We start from the raw sequence: 18,384 nt of genomic DNA, 5'->3' as shown, positions 1-18,384 counted from the left end.
GAAATTGCCGCGCTTTCACTCGCTGAGGTCATCGTTGACCACCCCGTACCGCATTTTGTTTTCCGCGAGAACGACAGCCGCGGCCTGAAAACCGTGGCATCAGAGCGTAAAGTTCCCATCCACCCCGTCCTCATCGAACTTGGATTTATTCGTTACGTTTCCAAGCAGAGAAAGCTCAAGGGCAATGACCTATTCCCGGATCTCCGTCCCAATGCGGGTACGAAAACCTCCTGGGGTGACCGGACCCACTATGGCTTCAACATTGCGGTCGCCAATGCCCTGGGCGCAGCAAGGGTGCAGAACGACAAGAATAAGACCTTTCACAGCTTCCGGCATTACATCTGCACGGAGCTGGGGCGCTTTCGGGATCTCCAGGACAAGACGATCCAAGATATCGTTGGTCATGAGAACGTCGGCACAACCGATCGGATTTATAAGGATCCCACAGAGCTCGAAGTTATGCTCGAAGCTATGTGCCGGCTTCCTGATCTCACGACGGCAGCTCTGAACGCTTCCTCTGAGCGCAAGATAATCCCCGCTCGGCGCAAAACCACCAAGGCTATAATCTGCTAGGTTCATTCTGCAGGTCCGCCAGGTCCTGATGCCGTTTTGAGACGATTGCGGCTGGGCGTGGCCGATCAAATTCTGCAATGCCTGCTAGCTAGCTTGCTGTTCCCAACTGACAAGCTGGCTAGCTAGCTGTTCCGCGTTTGCGCTAGCTAGCTAGCTGTGGAGCCTCAATAGGTTGTTCTCGGCAAGCGCGAGGCGGCTGATTGGTGTTTTGTGTTTGAGGCTACCATGGGGTCGATGCCAGTTGTAGGCATGGAGCCACCGGGGCAAGTGCTGGGCCCGTTCATCTGACGTTGGATAGGCGATGGCGTAGGCCCATTCACGCAAGGCTGTCTGGATGAAGCGCTCTGCTTTGCCGTTGGTGCGGGGCGTATAGGGCCTGGTGCGCTGGTGTTTGAGATCCTGTGCGATGCAGGCATCACGGAAGTCGCCCGACCTGTAACAGGAGCCGTTGTCGGTCATCACCCTGGTGACCGTGATTCCCAAGCCTTGATAATAGCCGATGGCGGCGTTGAGGAAGGCGACCGCACTGTCCTTGGTCTGGTCTGGGTAAATCTGGGAGAAGGCGATGCGCGAGGCATCATCGATGCACACATGCACGTATTCCCAGCCACTACCGCGCGAGCTGGCATTGCCGGATAGCTTGCCGGTGATGCGATGCCCCACACGCTCGAACCGGCCCAGTTTCTTGATGTCGATGTGGATCAATCCGCCCGGCTTGTCATATTCATAGCGCCGGGGCGGCTCAGCCGGCTCCAGATCACGAATACGATTGAGCCCCATACGCTGAAGGATGCGGCTCACCGTGGCTGCAGACAAACCCAGATGCAGCGCGATCCGCTTGCCGGTCCAGCGCTGCCGGCGCAATTCCCCCACCTGCACGCGGATTGCATCGGGCGTTGGACGGTACAGCTGGTGCGGACGTGACGACCGATCAGCCAGGCCGCAAGCCCCCTCGGCTTTGTATCGCGCCACCCATTTGTGTACCGTCCGCGAGCAGACGCCTGCGGCTTGGGCGGCCGCCTGCGGCGCCTGCCCACCCAGCACCGCCCGCACCAGATGCTCTCGACCAAGCGGCGTCAAACGCGCATTCTTATGGATGTTCATCCGGTCCTCCCTGGACGCTGAAGCTTCGCAACCTCAGTCTCCTCGCAAAGGATCGGATGGACAACCTATCGAAAGCTCACAGCTAGCTAGCACTTCCGCCAAAGTTTAATCGCCTCAGAGAGAAGGCGTAAAAAGTGCGTTGTTCTGGGCTTCCAACAAACCAATATTTTTGGCGCGTATCCTCATGCTCGGACGTCGTTTGCCGACGAGCGTCATTCGTTAACCATAGCCTTGAAATTGGCGTGACATCAGTCGAAGAGCTGTCACGCTGGCACCGAGTCCACCCGGACTCATGGCCACCAAGAAGGCGGCCGCCAGCGTTGCGTCAACAACCCTGACGGCCTGACCAGGTGACCACCAACCTGTTTGTATCAGGAGAGGCCAGATGGCTGACCACTTTTATGTCTGCGACAAGATTCGCAGCAACCCTTCTCTTCCCGATCATTGCGACCATAGGTCGACTGGATGGCTTGGCGCCCGTGCGATGCACAGCGCCTGGCTGGTATCGGCGCGCGCTTAGCCGCTCCACCCCCCTGCGCATCTTTGCTGATTGATCTCAGGCTAAATGCCTGAGGCAGCACGGCTGCGTGCCCAGTTTCTCAATCGAGCCCGGCTCCCGCGTCTTTGAACGCCACGACCTTGCTCGTCCTGATGATGGTCAACATGACGAAAATTACCAAAAACCCAAAAAAGCCGCCCTCCAAGTCTGACGCTAAGGCCGATGACGCTGCGGGTGAAGGCTCCGAGGGCGCACCGAACGAACTGTCCCTGTTCAAGCCGCACCCTCGTGGCGCAGATGACTTCGACCCGCTCGACCTTGGAAACAGGCCGGAAGATTACGAGCAGGAAGACCTGGATCTTCCAGCGCTCGACCATCTGGGCGAAGACGATGAAGTCAACCCGAGGACGTGGTTCCACCCCGATGGTCTCACCAGGGAAGATGTGGATCGCCAGGATGACGCGCTAAGCATGCTCCAGATGGGCAAGCCCGCAACGGTGTTCCTGTCCACTGGCCCCGTCACCTACATGCGCCTCGCCAACCCGCTGACCAAGGACGGCTTCAAGGACGATGCTGGGCGGGATGCAGAGAAAAAGGAACGGCTTCGGCTCACACAGGAGATTGACACGCCGGTCAAGTTGATCGGTCCGGCAAACGAGCACGCCGTCGACGAAGTCACCAGTGCGGTTTATGCCCGCGCGCCCATCTTCGCACCGGTCCTGCAGGCCATGCGCGAAAGTGCGCATCTGAGCCTCTGGCGCGGCGCCAACTACTTCCATTTTCGACCCACGATCATCGTGTCGGGCCCCGGCATGGGCAAAACCACCCTCGTGCACCTGCTGGCCGAAGCCACCGGGCTGCCTATGATTTACCTCGATGGCTCGACGATGATGACCACCGTGGACTTGATGGGTGGCGACGCCGTGTTCCGCTCGTCCAGGCCCAGCGCGATCGTGCAGGGACTGATCCAGCATGAGGTTGGTAACCCTCTGGTGGTCTTTGACGAGATTGACAAGCTGGCCGACATGAGCTTGGGCGCCCGGGACAAGCCGGCCGAAGCCTTGTTGCCGTTCCTTGAGCCGCAGACCGCCGGCAGGGTGCGCGAGCACTTCCTGCAGGTCGATCTCGATCTGCAGTTTTTGAACTGGCTGCTGCTCGCCAACGACATCGACAAGGTGCCCAAAACCGTCCGCGACCGCTGCAAGGTCATCCAGATCCCGCCGCTCACGCCAGAGGACCTTGCGGCCATGGCTGAGGCGGAGGTTCGCCGGCGTCACCTCGAACCCGAGCTCGTCGGTGAACTGATCCGCGCCTGTGCCAGGGGCCAGATCAAGAGCCTGCGCAAGCTCAGCAAGGCGCTCGACGCCGCAGAAGCAACGCTGCGCCGTCCGCTTCTGCACTGAACCCCATTTCTTGAAAAAATCAAAAAAACCGAAAGCTTCCCCTATGACCACCTCCAATATCACCACCAAACTCCCCGCGACCGACGCCAACGGACCTCCCGGTCCGCATCGGAGCGGTTCTCACCGGGCTGTCGTTGGTAACCGCAAGACCCGTCGTGCCATCAAAAAAGTCATTGATGCGCGTGGCGCCGAGCCGGTGTTGATGCCGGTCGATGCAGTGCTGGACGGTCTTACGGCCGTCGACCTGAGTGCCGTGAGGCGCCAGATGATAAGCAAGCGTGCGACGGGCGTGATCCTGTTTCGCTGTGGCCAGTGCAACAGTCCGGTTCAGATCTCATCGAGCCCGTCGAGCTCAACGGGTGACGGTCGTGGCGCCTTCTTCAAACATGCGTACCGCACGCCGGATGGCTGCACCTGGCACACGCCCGAAAATTTGCGCTCGACGGGGGCAGGGCAGTTCAATGGAAATCAAGAAGGTGAGCCCCATCGGCGGCTCAAGATCTGTCTTGCCGACAGCATCAGGTGCGATTCAGACTTCTCCGAACCGCTTGTCGACAAGCACTTTATCCGCATCGGTGACGGGCGCCGCAGGCCGGATGTTTTCACCTCTTACAAGGGTCAGCCGATCGCTTTTGAGCTGCAGCTTGCTCGCCTGACGCTCAAGACCATCAATAACCGCACTGCCGCCTACCGCGCAGCTGGAATCGCCCTGGTCTGGGTCACAAGCGCGCATGAACTGTCGCTGCTGAACAATCAGGCGTTCCGCGATCTCTATCTTGCGTCGGGTGGCCGTATCTTTGCAGTCGATGCGGCAAGCTGCGGGCGCTCGGAAGAAAGCAGCGTTCTGCACCTGCGCGAGCTCTCGCTTGAGCCATGCGTCCAGCACCCATTTTCCATATACAATCGCTGGCGCAGCCGCATGGTCAATCCCGAAGTCATCCTGATGCCGGAGGGGCAGCGCCATGCCGAAGGGCAGCGGGCCTATGCCGCAGCACTCGCGGACCAGCTCCAGGCCAAAGCGCCCGGCCTGACGGAGAAGATCGCCAGTACCGTCGCTTCAGGGGCTGACTTCAACCTTGTGGCGGCAGAATGGAGCGCCTTGGCCAAGTTGGTGGGGGGACGCGATCTGCGGCAGTCCATTCAGGATGAGTTGCCGCGTGTGCTGCGCTGGCTGCAGGCGGTCGAGCGCCTGAACAATGCCACCGGACAGGAGCGGGCAGTGGCTGGAGAGGTCGTGGCGGCCTGTGCTGCGGCGCTCGTTGCTTCCCGCACCGGCAAGCACTGGACCTCGCTGATCGAGCATGTTGCCGATGCTGTGCCGGCGGTTTCTGCCACGCTCAGTTCCGAACTGCGTACCAAGATGACAAGGCTCAAGGCCTCGCCCGGCAAGCTGCACCCGTTCCACGCCTACCACCGCCACATGATCTCGGCCCTGCACCCCTGGCTGTCCTTCTGGCTTCTGGCCAAGGCCCCCAATGGCATGGCGTCGCATCAGCGCCTGCCTTAGCCTTTCTGCCCTGACCGCATACAGCAAGTGTTCTGCTTCTGGCTCATCCGAGAGCCAGAAGCAGATCGTTTCTGTTACTCCGCTCACCCGAAGAGGGTTCGGGGTAACCGTCCCGATGCGGCCGGTAAGCCGGCCTTCTCAAGGACGGAAGGGATCGGAGATCCCTTCAGCAATGCCGTTCCGGCAGCCACTCATCAAAAGAAAGAAGGTCCGAGCCAGAGGTTGACGCCGGAGAGGTCCGCCCACACTTCCCCACCCCAGCTTCCATCGAAGCTGGGGCAAGCGCCGAAGGCGCAAACGGACAAATCCGGGGTCAAGTCTGCCTCCGGGCCCCATTCTCAAAATGTGCGCGACAGCGCAAGCAACGCCACATCACCTTTCTGGTTCAGCACTAGCGGACCAGATCAAACCAAGCGGCATTATGAGGAAGGGCGAGGCAGACGACCTTGGCGACGCAAAAATGGAGTTGGCCTTTGTCTAAAATGGGGCCGGCAGCGGCCTGTCCGGTTTTGGCATGCATGATGCCAATTGCGGACGTTCAGGCCGTTGGGTCTAAGGAAATGGCTCAAGGGGGCCTCCACCTGACGGACTGGCTGGCTATCTTATCGTCGAAGGTGAGGAACAACCGGACATCTTCGGCCCAATCGGCGAGCCGCCCGATTCATCGATGTCTGGACATTGATTCATCAACAGCGGCCCTGACATGGACGCGGGCCGCTGTTGATCCCGCTTAACGATCCTGATCGTCGCTCTACCCCATTGCCCATACGCTCCTTTCGGCGAGTATTCGTCCCCTACGACGCCTCGAGCGCTGATCCGACCAAGCTGAGGCGGCACTGTTCGTGCAGTGCCTGCACATAGACGTTTTTGGCCATGAACAAGGCCTGCCCGAAATAGACCTTTACCGGCGGCAGCACGTCGATCTTGACCTGCGCCAGATCGGCATCTCCCGGCTCCACGCACCAGGCGGGGATGATGGCGAATCCCAGCCCGCTCTCCACGCACTTCTTGACGCTGGAACTGCCCGAAGCCGATGTCGATGCCTCGGTCTGCCCGCCGCCCTTTGCCAGGAAATCCATGGCCATGTTGCGCAGAGTCTGCCCTGGCTCATAGGTCACCAGCGGCCTCCCGCGCGACCATTCGGGAATATCGGCCGGTCGCGGCGGTGGCCCCCAGCTGCGGGGATAGACCAGGTTCAGATGATAGGTCCCCAGCAGGCTCTGCGGCACGACAGGGTCGCCAAAGAATCGTTCGTTGATGCAGACGTCGAGGCTTCCGTTCTTGACCAGTTCGGCCAGCGACGTGTCGCGCTCATAGGCGATCACTTCGACGCTGGGAAACCTGGAATGGAAGGCGGCCAGCACGGCCGGCATCAGGTAGTAGAAAATGGCCTGCGGCAGGCCGATACGCAGAACCGGGCGCTGACTGGTCACAACCAGCGCCAACCGCTCCAGCATGATTTCCAGCTCTGGATGCAACAGATTGTAGAGCGCGACGCCGCGCGGCGTCAGCCGGATCTTCTTGGCACCCTGGTCGGACTCCACGAGCCGCTCATTCATGACCTGTTCCAGCCGGCGCACATGGTTGGCGGCGGACTGGTAGCTCAGATTCAGTTCGCGCGACGCCGCGGAATAGGATCCATGCCTGGCCACGAGGTAAAAGGTCTGGATCAGCGTGAGATTGATTTCTGCCATGGGCTCGAGGCTCCTGGCTCTGATCATAGAGGCAGCGGGCAGGCGGGCAAGCGCCGGCGGACCGAAAGGTCTACAAATATGCTGCGCTTCATCCCCGTTTCATTTGTATCGACGCTTTCGGCAGGGGCGTCCCATTGTGTCCGGACCAGTTTCACCCCGTGTTCGTGACATGCCCCATCCAGCAAGCAAATCTTCCAGATCGCCAGGGTCCGTGGCCGTTGTCGGCGCCGGTATTGTCGGCATGTCAGCGGCCCATTTCCTGTCGCGGGCCGGCTGGCAGGTGACCGTCTATGATACCGGTGTCGTTGCCTCGGGGGCCACGGGTTCGGCGGACGGGGCTGTCTCGGTGGCCAGCAAGAAGCCCGGCCCACTGATGACCCTGGCTGTTGCGGCCGTCAAATTCTACGAGCATCTCATCGCAACTGGCGTTCTCGTCGACGAATACCTGCCGCGCTCGACCTTTGTCGTCGCCTCCGACCAGGAAGAACTGGCCGTGCTCGAACGCCATGCAGGCGAACTGGAAGCGGCTGACGTGGCGATCCGCATGCTCAAGGGCGCAGCCCTCACCCAGGTCATTGGCGCTGCCGCCCCATCGGCCATCGCTGCGGCGGAAGTCCAGGGCGAGGGCCATGCCGTCGGCTACCGCGTGGCCGAACGGCTGCGCCAGCTCGGCGGCTTTGCCATCAGGCGCAATTGCCGCGTCTCGGGATTTGAGTCCACCAATGGCCGCATCACCGGCCTGGTGACCGAGCACGGCACCGAGCCCGCCGATGCGGTGCTGCTGGCCACCGGTATTGGTTCGACGCACTTCCTCGCCGATGCCGGCCTCATCCGCCCGCGCAAGGGGCAGTTGATCGTCACCGACCGCGCCGGCGCCGACACCCCTCATTTTCCCGGCCCGCTGATGTCCTGCCGATACCTTGTCAGCAAGGGCAGCCAGCCGGCCGGCGCTGTCGCCCCATCCCGCTCGTTGGGCCTGGTCATCGACCCGCTCCGCACCGGGCAATTCCTCATCGGCGGTTCGCGCGAAGACCGCGATGACCGGGAATCGGCCGATGCCGATGTCGTTGCGGCCCTGTTGCGCGATGCGGTGGCGCTGTCTCCCTCGCTGGCGCAATTACGCGTCATCCGCGTCTTCGCCGGCCTGCGCGCCGCCACCCGCGACGGCATGCCCATTGTCGGTCGCGTCAGCGGCGCCGACAATCTCTGGATCGCCACGGGCTTTGAAGGTGACGGCATCTGCCTCGGCCCCATGATGGGGCGCCTGTGCCAGCAGATGATCTGCGGCGAGCCACCGGCGCAGGATATCTCCGCCCTCGACTCCGCCCGCTTTGGCCTAACCCTGGCGACTGCCGCATGAGCGACAGCCAGACCTTCCTCTTCGACGGTGTGAGCGTCCCCTGTACCGGCAGGGAGACCATTGCCGCGGCGCTTGATCGCGCCGGCATCCGCATGCTCGGCACCGGGCAGGGCGATTGCGCCGGGCGCTATTTCTGCGGCATCGGCGCCTGCCAGGCCTGTCTGGTTTCGGTAGATGGTGCGCGTATGGAAGCCTGCCTCACGCCCGCCCGCAGCGGTCTGCAGGTCGAGCGCATCGCGCCGGTGTCATCATGAGCGGTCCCGAAGTCCTCGTCATCGGCGGCGGCCCCGCCGGTGTCTCGGCCGCGCTGGAACTGGCCCGGGCCGGCATTGACGTGACGCTTTGCGAGCAAGGTCCCCGCCTCGGCGGCGCCATCCACCGGCAGCCAGACGATCCGACGCAGTCCGTACACGTGCCACAGTCGCACAAACGACGGTGGCAGGCCCTGTCAGACGCGCTGGCCGGCAGCACGGTGAAAGTACTCTGCCGTCACATGTTCGCCGGCATTGAGGCCACTGGGGCCGTGCTGCTTGAGGATCGTATCCATGGCCGCCTCGTCACCCGGCGCCCCGCGGCGCTGGTCTTGGCCATGGGCGCGATTGAACGGGTCGCGCCTGTGCCGGGTTGGCAATTGCCCGGTGTGGTTACCGTCGGCGGTTTGCAGGTCATGATGAAATCGACCGGCCGGGCCCCGGATGGAGACGTGCTGATCGCAGGCTCCGGCCCGCTTCTGGTGGCACTTGCCGCGCAGATGGCCTCTCTCGGCAATGCCCCGGTGGCCGTGCTGGAGCGCAGCCCCAGGCTGGTTTCGCTGCGTGTCGTCGCCAGCCTGCTGAGGGCACCTGCTTATCTCCGAGAGGCCGCTGGCTACCTGCTGACCCTGGTGCGCTCCGGCACCCTCCCGCAACGCGGCGTCTGCGTCACCGCCATCGCGCCCAAGGACGGGCGCCTCTCGGTCACGGTGCGGGATCGTGCTGGCCGGGAACGGCGGTTGCTTGTCGACCGCGTGGCCCTGCATGATGGCCTCCTGCCCAATAGCAACGGCACGACGACTGGCCAACACGGTCCTTTCATCGTCCGCGCCGGCGATTGCCGGGAGGTGCTGGGCGGTACTGCCGCCCTTGCCGATGGCCGCCTCGGCGCACAAGCTGTCCTTGCCCATCTCGGGCAGACCGCGCCCGCCAACAAAGGGCCTGCTGCCATTATGGCGCGTGAGCGCCAAGCGCAGGCTGCTCTCAACACCCTGTTCGACTATTCGGGTCGCGATCCCGCCCAGCTCCCCGACGAAACCGTTATTTGCCGCTGCGAGGGCCGCACCCTTGGTCAACTTCGGTCCATGCTCAGTGCCGACGATCCGGTCTCGGCGCGCGAAATAAAGCTCAATGGCCGCTTTGGCATGGGCTCCTGCCAAGGTCGTTTCTGCGCAGAATGGGTGGCCTCGTTTGTGGCCAGCCAGCGCAACGGCACCCCCCCTCAGCCCTCCGAGATCGTTGGCAGCCGCTGGCCGGTCAAGCCGGTCCCCATTTCCGCTTTCGTCACGCTTCCCCCCTCCAGTCCGTCAGAGTGAGCGCCGTGTCCACATTGTCCCAGCTCGTCAAATCCGGTTCCGACCGCATCGAAGTCACCTCGCCCTATGATGGCCGCTTGGTGGGGCTGGTTTCAGCGACCTCGCCCGCCGCCATCGTCGACGCCGTTTTCCAGGCCCGTACCGCGCAGGCCGAATTCGCCTTTTCGACGCCGGCCGAGCGCCGCGACCTGCTCAACGCCCTCGCCTCCGCGATTGCCAGCGAGGCAGAACCGATGGCTCAGCTCATCTGCGCCGAAGTGGGCAAGACCATTGCTGAAGCGCGCAACGAGGTGAGGCGCGCGCAGAACACATTGCGCCTTTCGGGCGACGCAGCCACTTTCCTCGATGGCGAAGTGCTGCATTGCGGCATCGTGGCTGGCGGCGCCAATCGCCAGGCTGTCATTACCTATGAGCCGGCCGGCGTCGTCGGCGCCATCACGCCCTTCAACTATCCGCTCAATCTGCTGTGCCACAAGCTCGGCCCAGCCATTGCCGCCGGCAATGGGTTGGTGGCCAAACCATCGCCCAAGGCGCCGCTTGCTGCACAGCGTCTGGTCGAGCTGGCTGTCGAGGCTGGTTTTCCCGCTGGGCTGTTCCAGGTGGTGCATGGCGGCGCCGCCGAGGCGCTGGCCCTGGCCCGCGCCCCCATCGATCTGTTGAGCTTCACAGGGGGCACCGCCGCGGGCCTCGCCCTCAAGAACGCCGCCGGCCTCGTCCGCTGCCTCATGGAACTGGGCGGCAATGACCCGCTCTTCGTCATGCCCGACGCCGACCTGCAGGCGGCCGTACGCACCGCCATCGCCCAGCGCTACGAAATCGCCGGCCAGAGCTGTGCCGCCGTCAAGAAACTCTATCTCCATGCCGATATCCACGACGAGGCGCTCGAAGCCCTGGTCGAATCCGCTCGCGCCGTCCGCCACGGCGACCCCCTCGATCCCGCCAACCAGATGGGCCCGGTCATCGACGCGCCATCCGCCACCCAGGTTCGGGCCCGCATCGGTTCGGCCGTGGACCAGGGCGCCCGCCTGCTTGTCGGTGGCACAGGGAAGGGGACCATGCTGGCCCCAACTGTGCTGGCGGATGTCCCGCCGGATTGCGATCTCTTCGCACAGGAAACCTTCGGCCCGGTCATTTCGGTCCGCCGCTTCGATGATGCCGGCGCGGCAATCGCCGAATTCAACGCCGGCGCCTATGGCCTGCAGGCCGGCGTCTTCAGCAACGATCACGCCGTTCTCAAGCGCTTCTCGCGCCAACTGCGCGTCGGCGGTGTGATGATCAATGAGGGTCCCGATTTCCGCGCCGAGCATGTCCCCTTCGGCGGCATCAAGGGCAGCGGCTTGGGCCGCGAAGGGGTACGCATCGCCCTACGCGAGATGAGCGAAACCAAGGTTGTCATCGACTAGGGAGGGTTTGAAATGCGCATCGCGGTATTTGGAGCATCCGGCCGGGTCGGTACCCGCCTAGTCGAAGCCATTCTCACCGATCCAGGCCTTGAGCTGGCGGCGGCTCACGTCTCACCCGGTTCACCCTGGATCGGCCGTCAGGTCGGCAACACCGTTGTCGAATACCGGCCGGCCGAAGCCGCCATCAATGCCCATTGCGATGCCATCATCGATTTTTCGTCACCCGCCGGCAGCCTTTATCTGCAGCGCATGGCCGGGCAGCGTCCGGTGCCAATCGTCATTGGTACCACCGGCTTTTCCAGCGATGAGCTGGCACAGATCGACGCGGCTGCACGCTACCGTCCCATCCTGATGGGCGCCAATTTCGCACTGGGCTTCACCGCGCTCGCCCGCACGGCACGGCAGTTCGCCACTGCCCATCCGGGCGCCCTGGTCACCATCGAGGAAACCTACCACCGCCGCAAGAAGCGTGCGCCTTCGGGCACCTCGCTGCTGCTGGCGCGCACTGTGCGCCAAGCACAGGCCGTTGCCGCGGGGGCCAGTCCTCCAGAACCGGCCATCCATGTTCACCGGTCGGGTGACACTGTCGGCATTAACGCGGTGCGTTTCGATCTGGGCGATTCCGACGTGCGCTTCACCTTTTCGGTGCAAACCATCGCCGCCTATGCCCGCGGCGCTCTGGCGGCCGCCATTCAACTGGTCGAGTCGGGCGCCGGCCCCGGTCGCTATGACGCCTTCGACATCTGATCTCCACGACAAAGGCCAAGACATGAACGAGCTGAGCACGGCATTTACCGGCGTCTTCACCGCCCTGGTGACCCCCTTCGACGAGAACGGGATCGACTATCCGGCGTACGACCGTCTGGTGGAGTTGCAGATCGCCGCCGGGATCAAGGGCCTTGTGCCGGTGGGCACTACCGGAGAAGCTGCCACCCTGTCGCCCGACGAGGCTGCCGCCCTCATCGCGCGGACCGTCAAGCTGGCGCAGGGCAAGGCTTTTGTGCTTGCCGGTGCGGGCTCAAACAACACGTCTCATGCCGTTGAAGCCGCCCGCGCCTGCGAGGCCGCGGGGGCCGACGGATGCCTTGTGGTTACGCCGTATTACAACCGTCCCAGCCAGGCCGGTCTGGAGCGCCATTACGATGCCATAGCCGACGCCACGGGCCTGCCCATCATGCTCTACAGCGTGCCGGGGCGTTGCGGTGTGGAGATCGCGCCGGAAACGGCCGCCACTCTGGCCCAGCGGCACAGCAACATCTTCGGCATCAAGGAGGCCGGCGGCCGCGCCGAGCGCATCAGCGAGTTACGCGCCGCCTGCGGACCCGATTTTATCCTCCACTCGGGCGATGACACGCTGGCCTTGCCCTTCATGTCGGTTGGCGCACTGGGTGTCACCAGCGTGGTCTCCAACTATGCACCCGAGGAGATGGTGGCGCTGGTGAGCGCCTGGCATCGCGGCGACCACGCGACCGCCCTGGCGCTGCATGATCGGATATTCGCGATTTCCAAGGCGTTGTTCATCGAAGGCAATCCGGTGCCCGTCAAGGAAGCACTGGCGCTGCGCCAACAGATGTCTGGCAGCGTGCGCGCGCCGCTTGCCCCGCTCGCCCCATCCAGCCGCACGACCCTTGTTGCCGCTCTGGATCGGTTCGCCGGAGCAAAGAAGTGACCGCCGACTCTTCCAAGAAATGCCACAAGTGCGGACTGTCCGTTTGCATTGATGCAGCCCGGGCGCACCTGCAATCTGAATACCGGAAGGTTGGTCAGCCATGACCGTTCCCAGACACCGTCGTTCAGTTTTCAGAGGGAGACTATGATGAGACTACTGACTATGTTACTCGCCGCGGCCAGCGTGGCCATGGGGCTCGCGGTCACACCGGCCGTCGCCCAGCAGAGCACCATCGACCAGATCAAGGAGCGCGGCGTGCTCCGCGTGCCAGCCATCCTCAACGAGGACCCCTATTTCAACAAGGACCCGCGCACCGGCGAATGGCGCGGCTTCGTCATCGACATGGCCAGCGATATCGCCACCACTCTGGGCGTCGAGCTTGAAGTGGTCGAAAGTACCTGGGCCAATTCCATTCTCGACGTGCAATCCGGCAAGGCCGATATCGCGCTGGCGCTGACGGCTCTCCCGTCGCGTGCCCTGTCGATCTCTTTTTCCGCACCCACCTACTACAACAGCTTCGTCATCGTCTCGCCCAAGCCCGAACTCGCATCGGCCACCTGGGCTTCTCTGAACGATCCGTCGATCACCGTGGCGGTGGACCTGGGCTCGTCGCAGGACCTGATCACCCAGCAATACCTTCCCAAGGCCAATGTGCTGCGCTTCAAGACCCGTGACGAGGCCATCCTGGCCGTCGCTAGCGGCAAGGCCGATGCCATCGTCAACACGGTCCTGAACTCGGTGGTCATGATCAAGCGCAACGCCGCCCTGGGCCAGGTCTATGTGCCCGAACCAGTGCTGTCGTCGCCCTCGGTTATCGGCATCAACTACAATGCCGACGAGCAGTTCAAATCCTTCATCTCGGCCTGGGCCGACTACAATCGCCGTGTCGGCAACAACCAGACCTGGATCGTCAATGGCCTGGCGCCGTTCGAGATCGGGCTCGACGACCTGCCCGAGAATTTCGACCTCGGCGGCTAGTCCGTCCATGCCGGGGCGGCACCCGCCCCGGCCGACTTCTTCAGGGGATGCACCATGCCGTATAAATGGGACTTCAACTCCGTCCTGCAATATTGGGACCTGTTCGCCTGGGGCCTATGGTTGACCTTTGCCTATACGCTCGGCTCGATCCTGGTCGGCGTCGTGATCGGCATGGTCATCTGCTTTGGCCGCTTGTCCCCGTTCAAAATCGTCAGCGGGCTGTCGCGCGCCTATCAGGAAGTGTTCCGCTGCACGCCGCTGCTGGTGCAACTGATGTGGATCTACTACGCGCTGCCGCTGCTGATCGGCGTCACCATCGAGAACTATGTCGCTGCCATGCTGACGCTGTCGCTCTATGCTGGCTCCTTCTATTCCGAGATTTTTCGCGGTGGCATCCTGTCCATAGACAGGGGGCAGACCGAAGCCGCCAAGGCCATTGCCATGTCCGACCGGCAGGTCATGTGGCGCATCGTCATCCCGCAGGCTTTCAAGCGCGTCCTTCCATCCTTCATCAACCAGTCGGTCATCCAGTTCAAGAACACCTCGCTGATCTCGGTCATTTCGGTGGGCGAGCTGGCCTATATGGCCGCCGTCGTCAACGGGCAGACCTACCGCCCGCTGGAAGCCTTCACCATCGTCGCCCTGCTGTATTTCGTCGTGCTGTTCCCGATGACCCAGGCCGCCGACTATGTCGAACATCGCATGCGGGTGAGTGACTGATGGACGTGTCAGCAATTTCAGGGGAAGCGACCATGCAATCAACCGATGCTGAGCCCATCCTGACCGTCAGGGGCCTTCAGAAAAGCTACAACAAGCTCCAGGTGTTCAAGGGTGTCGATCTTGACCTGCATCGCGGCGAGGTCTTGGCCATCATCGGCCCCTCAGGCTCGGGCAAGTCCACGCTCATCCGTTGCCTCAACCTGCTCGAAGTCCCTACCGCTGGCGAAATTGCCTACAATGGCCGTCGCGTCGAAAACCGCTTCCAGTCGCGCGGCGGCAATATCGGCTGTGGTGAACTTCGTCGCCATGTCGGCATGGTGTTCCAGCACTTCAACCTGTTCCCCCACAAGACCGTGATGCAGAATATCTGCGAGGGCCCCATCGCCGTGCTCAAGGAGCCGCGCGCCGAGGTTGAGGCACGCGCTATGGAACTGCTCGGCAAGGTCGGCCTTTTGGACAAGCGCGATGCCTATCCCAACCACCTGTCTGGCGGCCAGAAGCAGCGCGTTGCCATCGCCCGGGCCCTTGCCATGCGCCCCGACGTGCTGCTGCTCGACGAGGTCACCAGCGCCCTTGATCCGGAACTGGTGGGCGAGGTGCTGCAGGTTATCCGCCTCCTGGCGCAAGACGGCATGACCATGGCCATCGTCACCCATGAAATGGCCTTCGCCGCCGACGTAGCCGACCGCGTTGCCTTCATTGATGGCGGCGTCATCGCCGAGGTGGGTACGGCCGACAATGTCATCCGCAATCCGGCCAGCGAACGGTTGCGGGCATTTCTCAGTCGCTTCAATGCCTGATCGGAGCGTGTCATGAAGGTCCTGATCATTGGCGGCGGCCGCATCGGCCTGGCGGTGGCGGGCCTGCTGGCCAGTTCCGGCGGCCATGACGCCGAAGTCGCCGATGTGACGCAGGAAGCCCTGGACCAGGCCGCCCGGCGCGGCTTCCGCACCCGTCACCTCGATGCGTCGCGCCGCAAGGATTGCGTCGAGGCGCTGGCCGGCTTCGACATCGTGGTCAATGCCGCGCCCACGCGCCTCGCCGCTGCCATCGCCACCGCGGCCATCGAGGCCGGCGTCCACTACGTCGATACCGCCGAGGACACCGCCCCGGTCAGCGAACTCGCCGCCACAGCCGGCCACGGCAAGGTCATCCTGCCCGGCTGCGGCCTGTCGCCGGGCCTCGTCGCCAACCTGGCGGTCGAGCTGGTCGATGCACTCGAAGGCCCCATCGACATGGTGGTGCGCGTCGGCGGTCTGCCGGTGCATCCCTCCAACGGCTTCGGTTATGGCCTGTCTTGGGATGTCGATGGCCTCATCGCCGAATATACCGGCCTCTGCGAGGGGATAGTCGAAGGCCAGCTGGTCAGCACCGGACCGCTGCAGGACTATGAGAGCTTTGTGCTAAATGGTCGTCCCTACGAGGCCTTCAGCACGGCCGGTGGTATGGGCAGCCTCTGCGCGGCGCTGCAGCACAAGGTCCGCAACCTCAGCTTCCGCACCATCCGCTATCCCGGCCACCTGACGCTGGCGCGCTTTCTCTTCGAGGATCTTGGCCTTAAGCGGCGACGCGACATGCTGCGCACCGTCCTGCGTTTCGGGGTGCCCGATGTGGTTCAGGATGTCGTGGTCATCTTCATCAGTGTCCGCGGCTTTCACCAGGGCGTTCCAGCGGAACGCTCCTTCGTCCGAAAGATCTACCACGAGCCGATGCGCAGCCCTTTCCCGGTCTCCGCCCTCAGTCACACCTCGGCCGCGCATCTGTGCACCATGATCGACCTGATCGAAGCAGGCAAGATTGAGGCTGGCGGTGTGGCTCGCCATGAAGCGGTGAGCCTGGCGCTCATTGGCCAGAACCGTTTTATGGCGCCTCTCCTGAACTAAGGGCCACCTGACCGTACCTTCCGCCAGAGCGGCGAAATCGCCGGCCACGGGGCCACTGGCACTTCGGTGTGCGAGGGGCAACATCGGCGCCGCAATCGCTGCGACCACCGAAGTTGAGGTCAGCGTTCAGTGGCTCCACAACGTCCGCTTTCCGGCGTTGACGATGCTGCCTTCAATGCCCGCAATGGGGCGCGATGCCGACTGGCAGCAACCGACCCCATTCCCGCCGTTGCACTGAGCGAGGAGATCCCCGAAAAGCAGACGTCCCGAAAACCTGGAGCAGATCCAACCACCGAGGACTTCGTTAGTTTTTCTAACGTTCGTGTTAAATTTTCGAATGACCGGTTCGGTGGCGCATGCGCTACGCTTCCCCCAATGAGCTAAACCTTTGGGAGGAGGCATGAGCACTGAAACTGCATCATCGCGTTCCAACATCAGTCTTGAACGTCGGGCTTGGAATATCCGGCGCAATGCACTCCTCATGGGAGAGGTGCAAGGTCAGGGCTATATAGGACAGGCGCTGGGCATCGCAGACGTCTTGGCCGCTTCTTATTTCCATGCCCTGGAATATAGGCCGAGCGATCCGGAATGGGAGGGACGGGACCGCTTCCTTCTTTCCATTGGCCACTATGCCATCGCGCTTTATTCAGTGCTGATCGAAGCTGGCGTCCTTCCGGAAGAAGAGCTTGGTACTTACGGCATGGACGACAGTCGCATGCCCATGTCTGGCATGGCGTCCTACACTCCCGGGATGGAAATCACCGGTGGTTCACTGGGCCACGGGCTCGGCATCGCCGTTGGCATGGCCATGGGGCTTAAGCGCAAGAATTCGGGTTCATTCGTCTATAATCTGATGTCGGATGGCGAACTCGGTGAGGGCTCGACCTGGGAAGCTGCGATGGCTGCGTCTCACCACAAGCTCGACAATCTGATTTGTCTGGTCGATTTCAACAACCAGCAGGCCGACGGTCGGTCGACGGATATGCTTAGTGCCGAGCCGCTTCCCGAGAAATGGCAGGCCTTCGGTTGGCATTGCCAGCGCGTTGATGGCAACGACCTCCATGCTGTCGTCGCTGCCCTTGATGCAGCACGTAAGCACCCTGGCAACCAACCGCGGACGATCATTTTCGACACCCGCATGTGCAAAGGCGTCCCCTTCCTCGAAGAGCGCGAGATTACCCATTTCGTTCGTGTCGAGTCAGGCGAGTGGGCCAGAGCCTTGACCGTCCTTGACGAAGGAAAACCGCAATGACAACCGCCTCGATGGCCCGCAAGTATGAGCAGCGATTTGCTCAGCCTGCCGGCGAGCGCGTAGCGACTTCCGCAATGATCGCTTCGCTGGCCGCCGAGGGTTATGACACCGAAGCAGCGCCATTCGGCCATGCCCTGGTCGAGCTTGCCTTAGAGCGAGCAGAAATCGTGGGGTTGTCGGCCGACTTGGCGAAATATACAGACCTGCACATCTTCTCGCAGGCCATGCCCGACCGCTTCTACCAGATGGGGATGGCCGAGCAGGTGATGGTGTCGGCGGCAGCTGGGCTGGCGCGTGAAGGGTTCCTGCCTTTTGCCACCACTTACGCCGTTTTTGCTTCGCGCCGCGCTTATGACTTCATCGCCATGGCGATCGCGGAAGAGAACCTGCCGGTCAAGCTCTGCTGCGCGCTGCCGGGGCTCACGACCGGCTATGGCCCGAGCCATCAGGCAACTGAAGATCTCGCCATATTCCGTGGGCTGCCCAATATGACGCTCATCGATCCTTGCGACGCGGTTGATGTTCGCCAGTCAGTGCGGGCAATGGCAGATCATCCTGGCCCTGTGTATTCAAGATTGTTGCGCGGCAAGGTGCCGGTCGTCCTGACGCGCTACAAGCCAGACTACCAGTTCGAAATCGGCAAGGCCCAGCTCATTCGCGAGGGCGACGACGTTCTGATCATATCCTCAGGCATCATGACCATGCGGGCGCTGGATGCCGCCGAGAAATTGGCAAGTGACGGTGTGCAGGTGGCGGTGCTCCATTCACCCAC

Annotated in this window: 17 protein-coding genes; 15 read left to right on the top strand and 2 right to left on the bottom strand. The window is 62.7% G+C overall.

Going from position 1 to position 18,384, the window contains the following annotated elements; translation table 11 throughout:
* On the top strand, positions 1–573 hold a 573-nt coding region (locus tag Q8O80_RS08205), incomplete at its 5' end, for a tyrosine-type recombinase/integrase (RefSeq protein ID WP_305578812.1).
* A 150-nt stretch (positions 574–723) separates the two neighbouring features.
* Here Q8O80_RS08205 and Q8O80_RS08200 read toward each other — a convergent pair.
* Positions 724–1,677 carry an IS481 family transposase gene (locus Q8O80_RS08200; RefSeq protein ID WP_305578810.1) on the bottom strand — a complete coding sequence of 318 codons (954 nt, stop codon included), beginning with the start codon at positions 1,675–1,677 and terminating at the stop codon, positions 724–726.
* 663 nt (positions 1,678–2,340) lie between these two features.
* Here Q8O80_RS08200 and Q8O80_RS08195 point away from each other — a divergent pair.
* Positions 2,341–3,579 (top strand): AAA family ATPase, encoded by a 1,239-nt coding sequence (locus Q8O80_RS08195; RefSeq protein WP_305578808.1) that lies wholly within the window; start codon positions 2,341–2,343, stop codon positions 3,577–3,579.
* A 43-nt stretch (positions 3,580–3,622) separates the two neighbouring features.
* Positions 3,623–5,086 (top strand): DUF6035 family protein, encoded by a 1,464-nt coding sequence (locus tag Q8O80_RS08190; RefSeq protein WP_305578805.1) that lies wholly within the window; start codon positions 3,623–3,625, stop codon positions 5,084–5,086.
* A gap of 794 nt (positions 5,087–5,880) precedes the next feature.
* Here Q8O80_RS08190 and Q8O80_RS08185 read toward each other — a convergent pair.
* Positions 5,881–6,780 carry a LysR family transcriptional regulator gene (locus tag Q8O80_RS08185; RefSeq protein ID WP_305578803.1) on the bottom strand — a complete coding sequence of 300 codons (900 nt, stop codon included), beginning with the start codon at positions 6,778–6,780 and terminating at the stop codon, positions 5,881–5,883.
* A gap of 211 nt (positions 6,781–6,991) precedes the next feature.
* On the opposite strand from Q8O80_RS08185, the gene Q8O80_RS08180 reads away from it, so the two are divergent.
* The 12 genes from Q8O80_RS08180 to Q8O80_RS08125 all read left to right on the top strand — a co-directional run.
* On the top strand, positions 6,992–8,140 hold the full coding sequence (locus Q8O80_RS08180) for an FAD-binding oxidoreductase (protein ID WP_305578801.1): 1,149 nt from the start codon (positions 6,992–6,994) through the stop codon (positions 8,138–8,140).
* Positions 8,137–8,394, top strand: coding sequence for a 2Fe-2S iron-sulfur cluster-binding protein (locus tag Q8O80_RS08175; RefSeq protein WP_305578799.1), 258 nt, complete (start codon positions 8,137–8,139; stop codon positions 8,392–8,394). Before Q8O80_RS08180 ends, Q8O80_RS08175 begins: the two co-directional genes overlap by 4 nt.
* Positions 8,391–9,707 (top strand): FAD-dependent oxidoreductase, encoded by a 1,317-nt coding sequence (locus Q8O80_RS08170; protein ID WP_305578797.1) that lies wholly within the window; start codon positions 8,391–8,393, stop codon positions 9,705–9,707. Before Q8O80_RS08175 ends, Q8O80_RS08170 begins: the two co-directional genes overlap by 4 nt.
* A gap of 5 nt (positions 9,708–9,712) precedes the next feature.
* Positions 9,713–11,110: an aldehyde dehydrogenase family protein gene (locus Q8O80_RS08165; RefSeq protein ID WP_305578795.1), complete on the top strand. Its 1,398-nt coding sequence runs from the start codon at positions 9,713–9,715 to the stop codon at positions 11,108–11,110.
* Between the two features lie 12 nt (positions 11,111–11,122).
* Positions 11,123–11,857 (top strand): 4-hydroxy-tetrahydrodipicolinate reductase, encoded by a 735-nt coding sequence (locus Q8O80_RS08160; protein ID WP_305578793.1) that lies wholly within the window; start codon positions 11,123–11,125, stop codon positions 11,855–11,857.
* Between the two features lie 22 nt (positions 11,858–11,879).
* A complete protein-coding gene (dapA, locus tag Q8O80_RS08155; protein WP_305578792.1) occupies positions 11,880–12,779 on the top strand; it encodes a 4-hydroxy-tetrahydrodipicolinate synthase in 900 nt (299 codons plus the stop codon).
* A gap of 147 nt (positions 12,780–12,926) precedes the next feature.
* Positions 12,927–13,757 carry a transporter substrate-binding domain-containing protein gene (locus tag Q8O80_RS08150; protein ID WP_305578791.1) on the top strand — a complete coding sequence of 277 codons (831 nt, stop codon included), beginning with the start codon at positions 12,927–12,929 and terminating at the stop codon, positions 13,755–13,757.
* Positions 13,758–13,811: 54 nt separating this feature from the next.
* Entirely contained in the window at positions 13,812–14,477 is a 666-nt protein-coding gene (locus tag Q8O80_RS08145) for an amino acid ABC transporter permease (RefSeq protein ID WP_305578790.1), read from the top strand.
* 32 nt (positions 14,478–14,509) lie between these two features.
* On the top strand, positions 14,510–15,277 hold the full coding sequence (locus Q8O80_RS08140; RefSeq protein ID WP_305578788.1) for an amino acid ABC transporter ATP-binding protein: 768 nt from the start codon (positions 14,510–14,512) through the stop codon (positions 15,275–15,277).
* 12 nt (positions 15,278–15,289) lie between these two features.
* A complete protein-coding gene (locus Q8O80_RS08135; protein ID WP_305578786.1) occupies positions 15,290–16,360 on the top strand; it encodes a saccharopine dehydrogenase family protein in 1,071 nt (356 codons plus the stop codon).
* Between the two features lie 400 nt (positions 16,361–16,760).
* Positions 16,761–17,612, top strand: a complete 852-nt coding sequence (locus tag Q8O80_RS08130) for a transketolase (protein ID WP_305578784.1) — start codon at positions 16,761–16,763, stop codon at positions 17,610–17,612.
* 11 nt (positions 17,613–17,623) lie between these two features.
* On the top strand, positions 17,624–18,384 hold a 761-nt coding region (locus tag Q8O80_RS08125; RefSeq protein WP_305578782.1), incomplete at its 3' end, for a transketolase family protein.

The sequence above is a fragment of the Devosia sp. genome, from assembly GCF_030689745.1.
GTDB classification, from domain to species: domain Bacteria; phylum Pseudomonadota; class Alphaproteobacteria; order Rhizobiales; family Devosiaceae; genus Devosia; species Devosia alba.
Note: the sequence above shows the minus strand (reverse complement) of the source record. Positions and strands in the feature narration are given on the sequence as shown.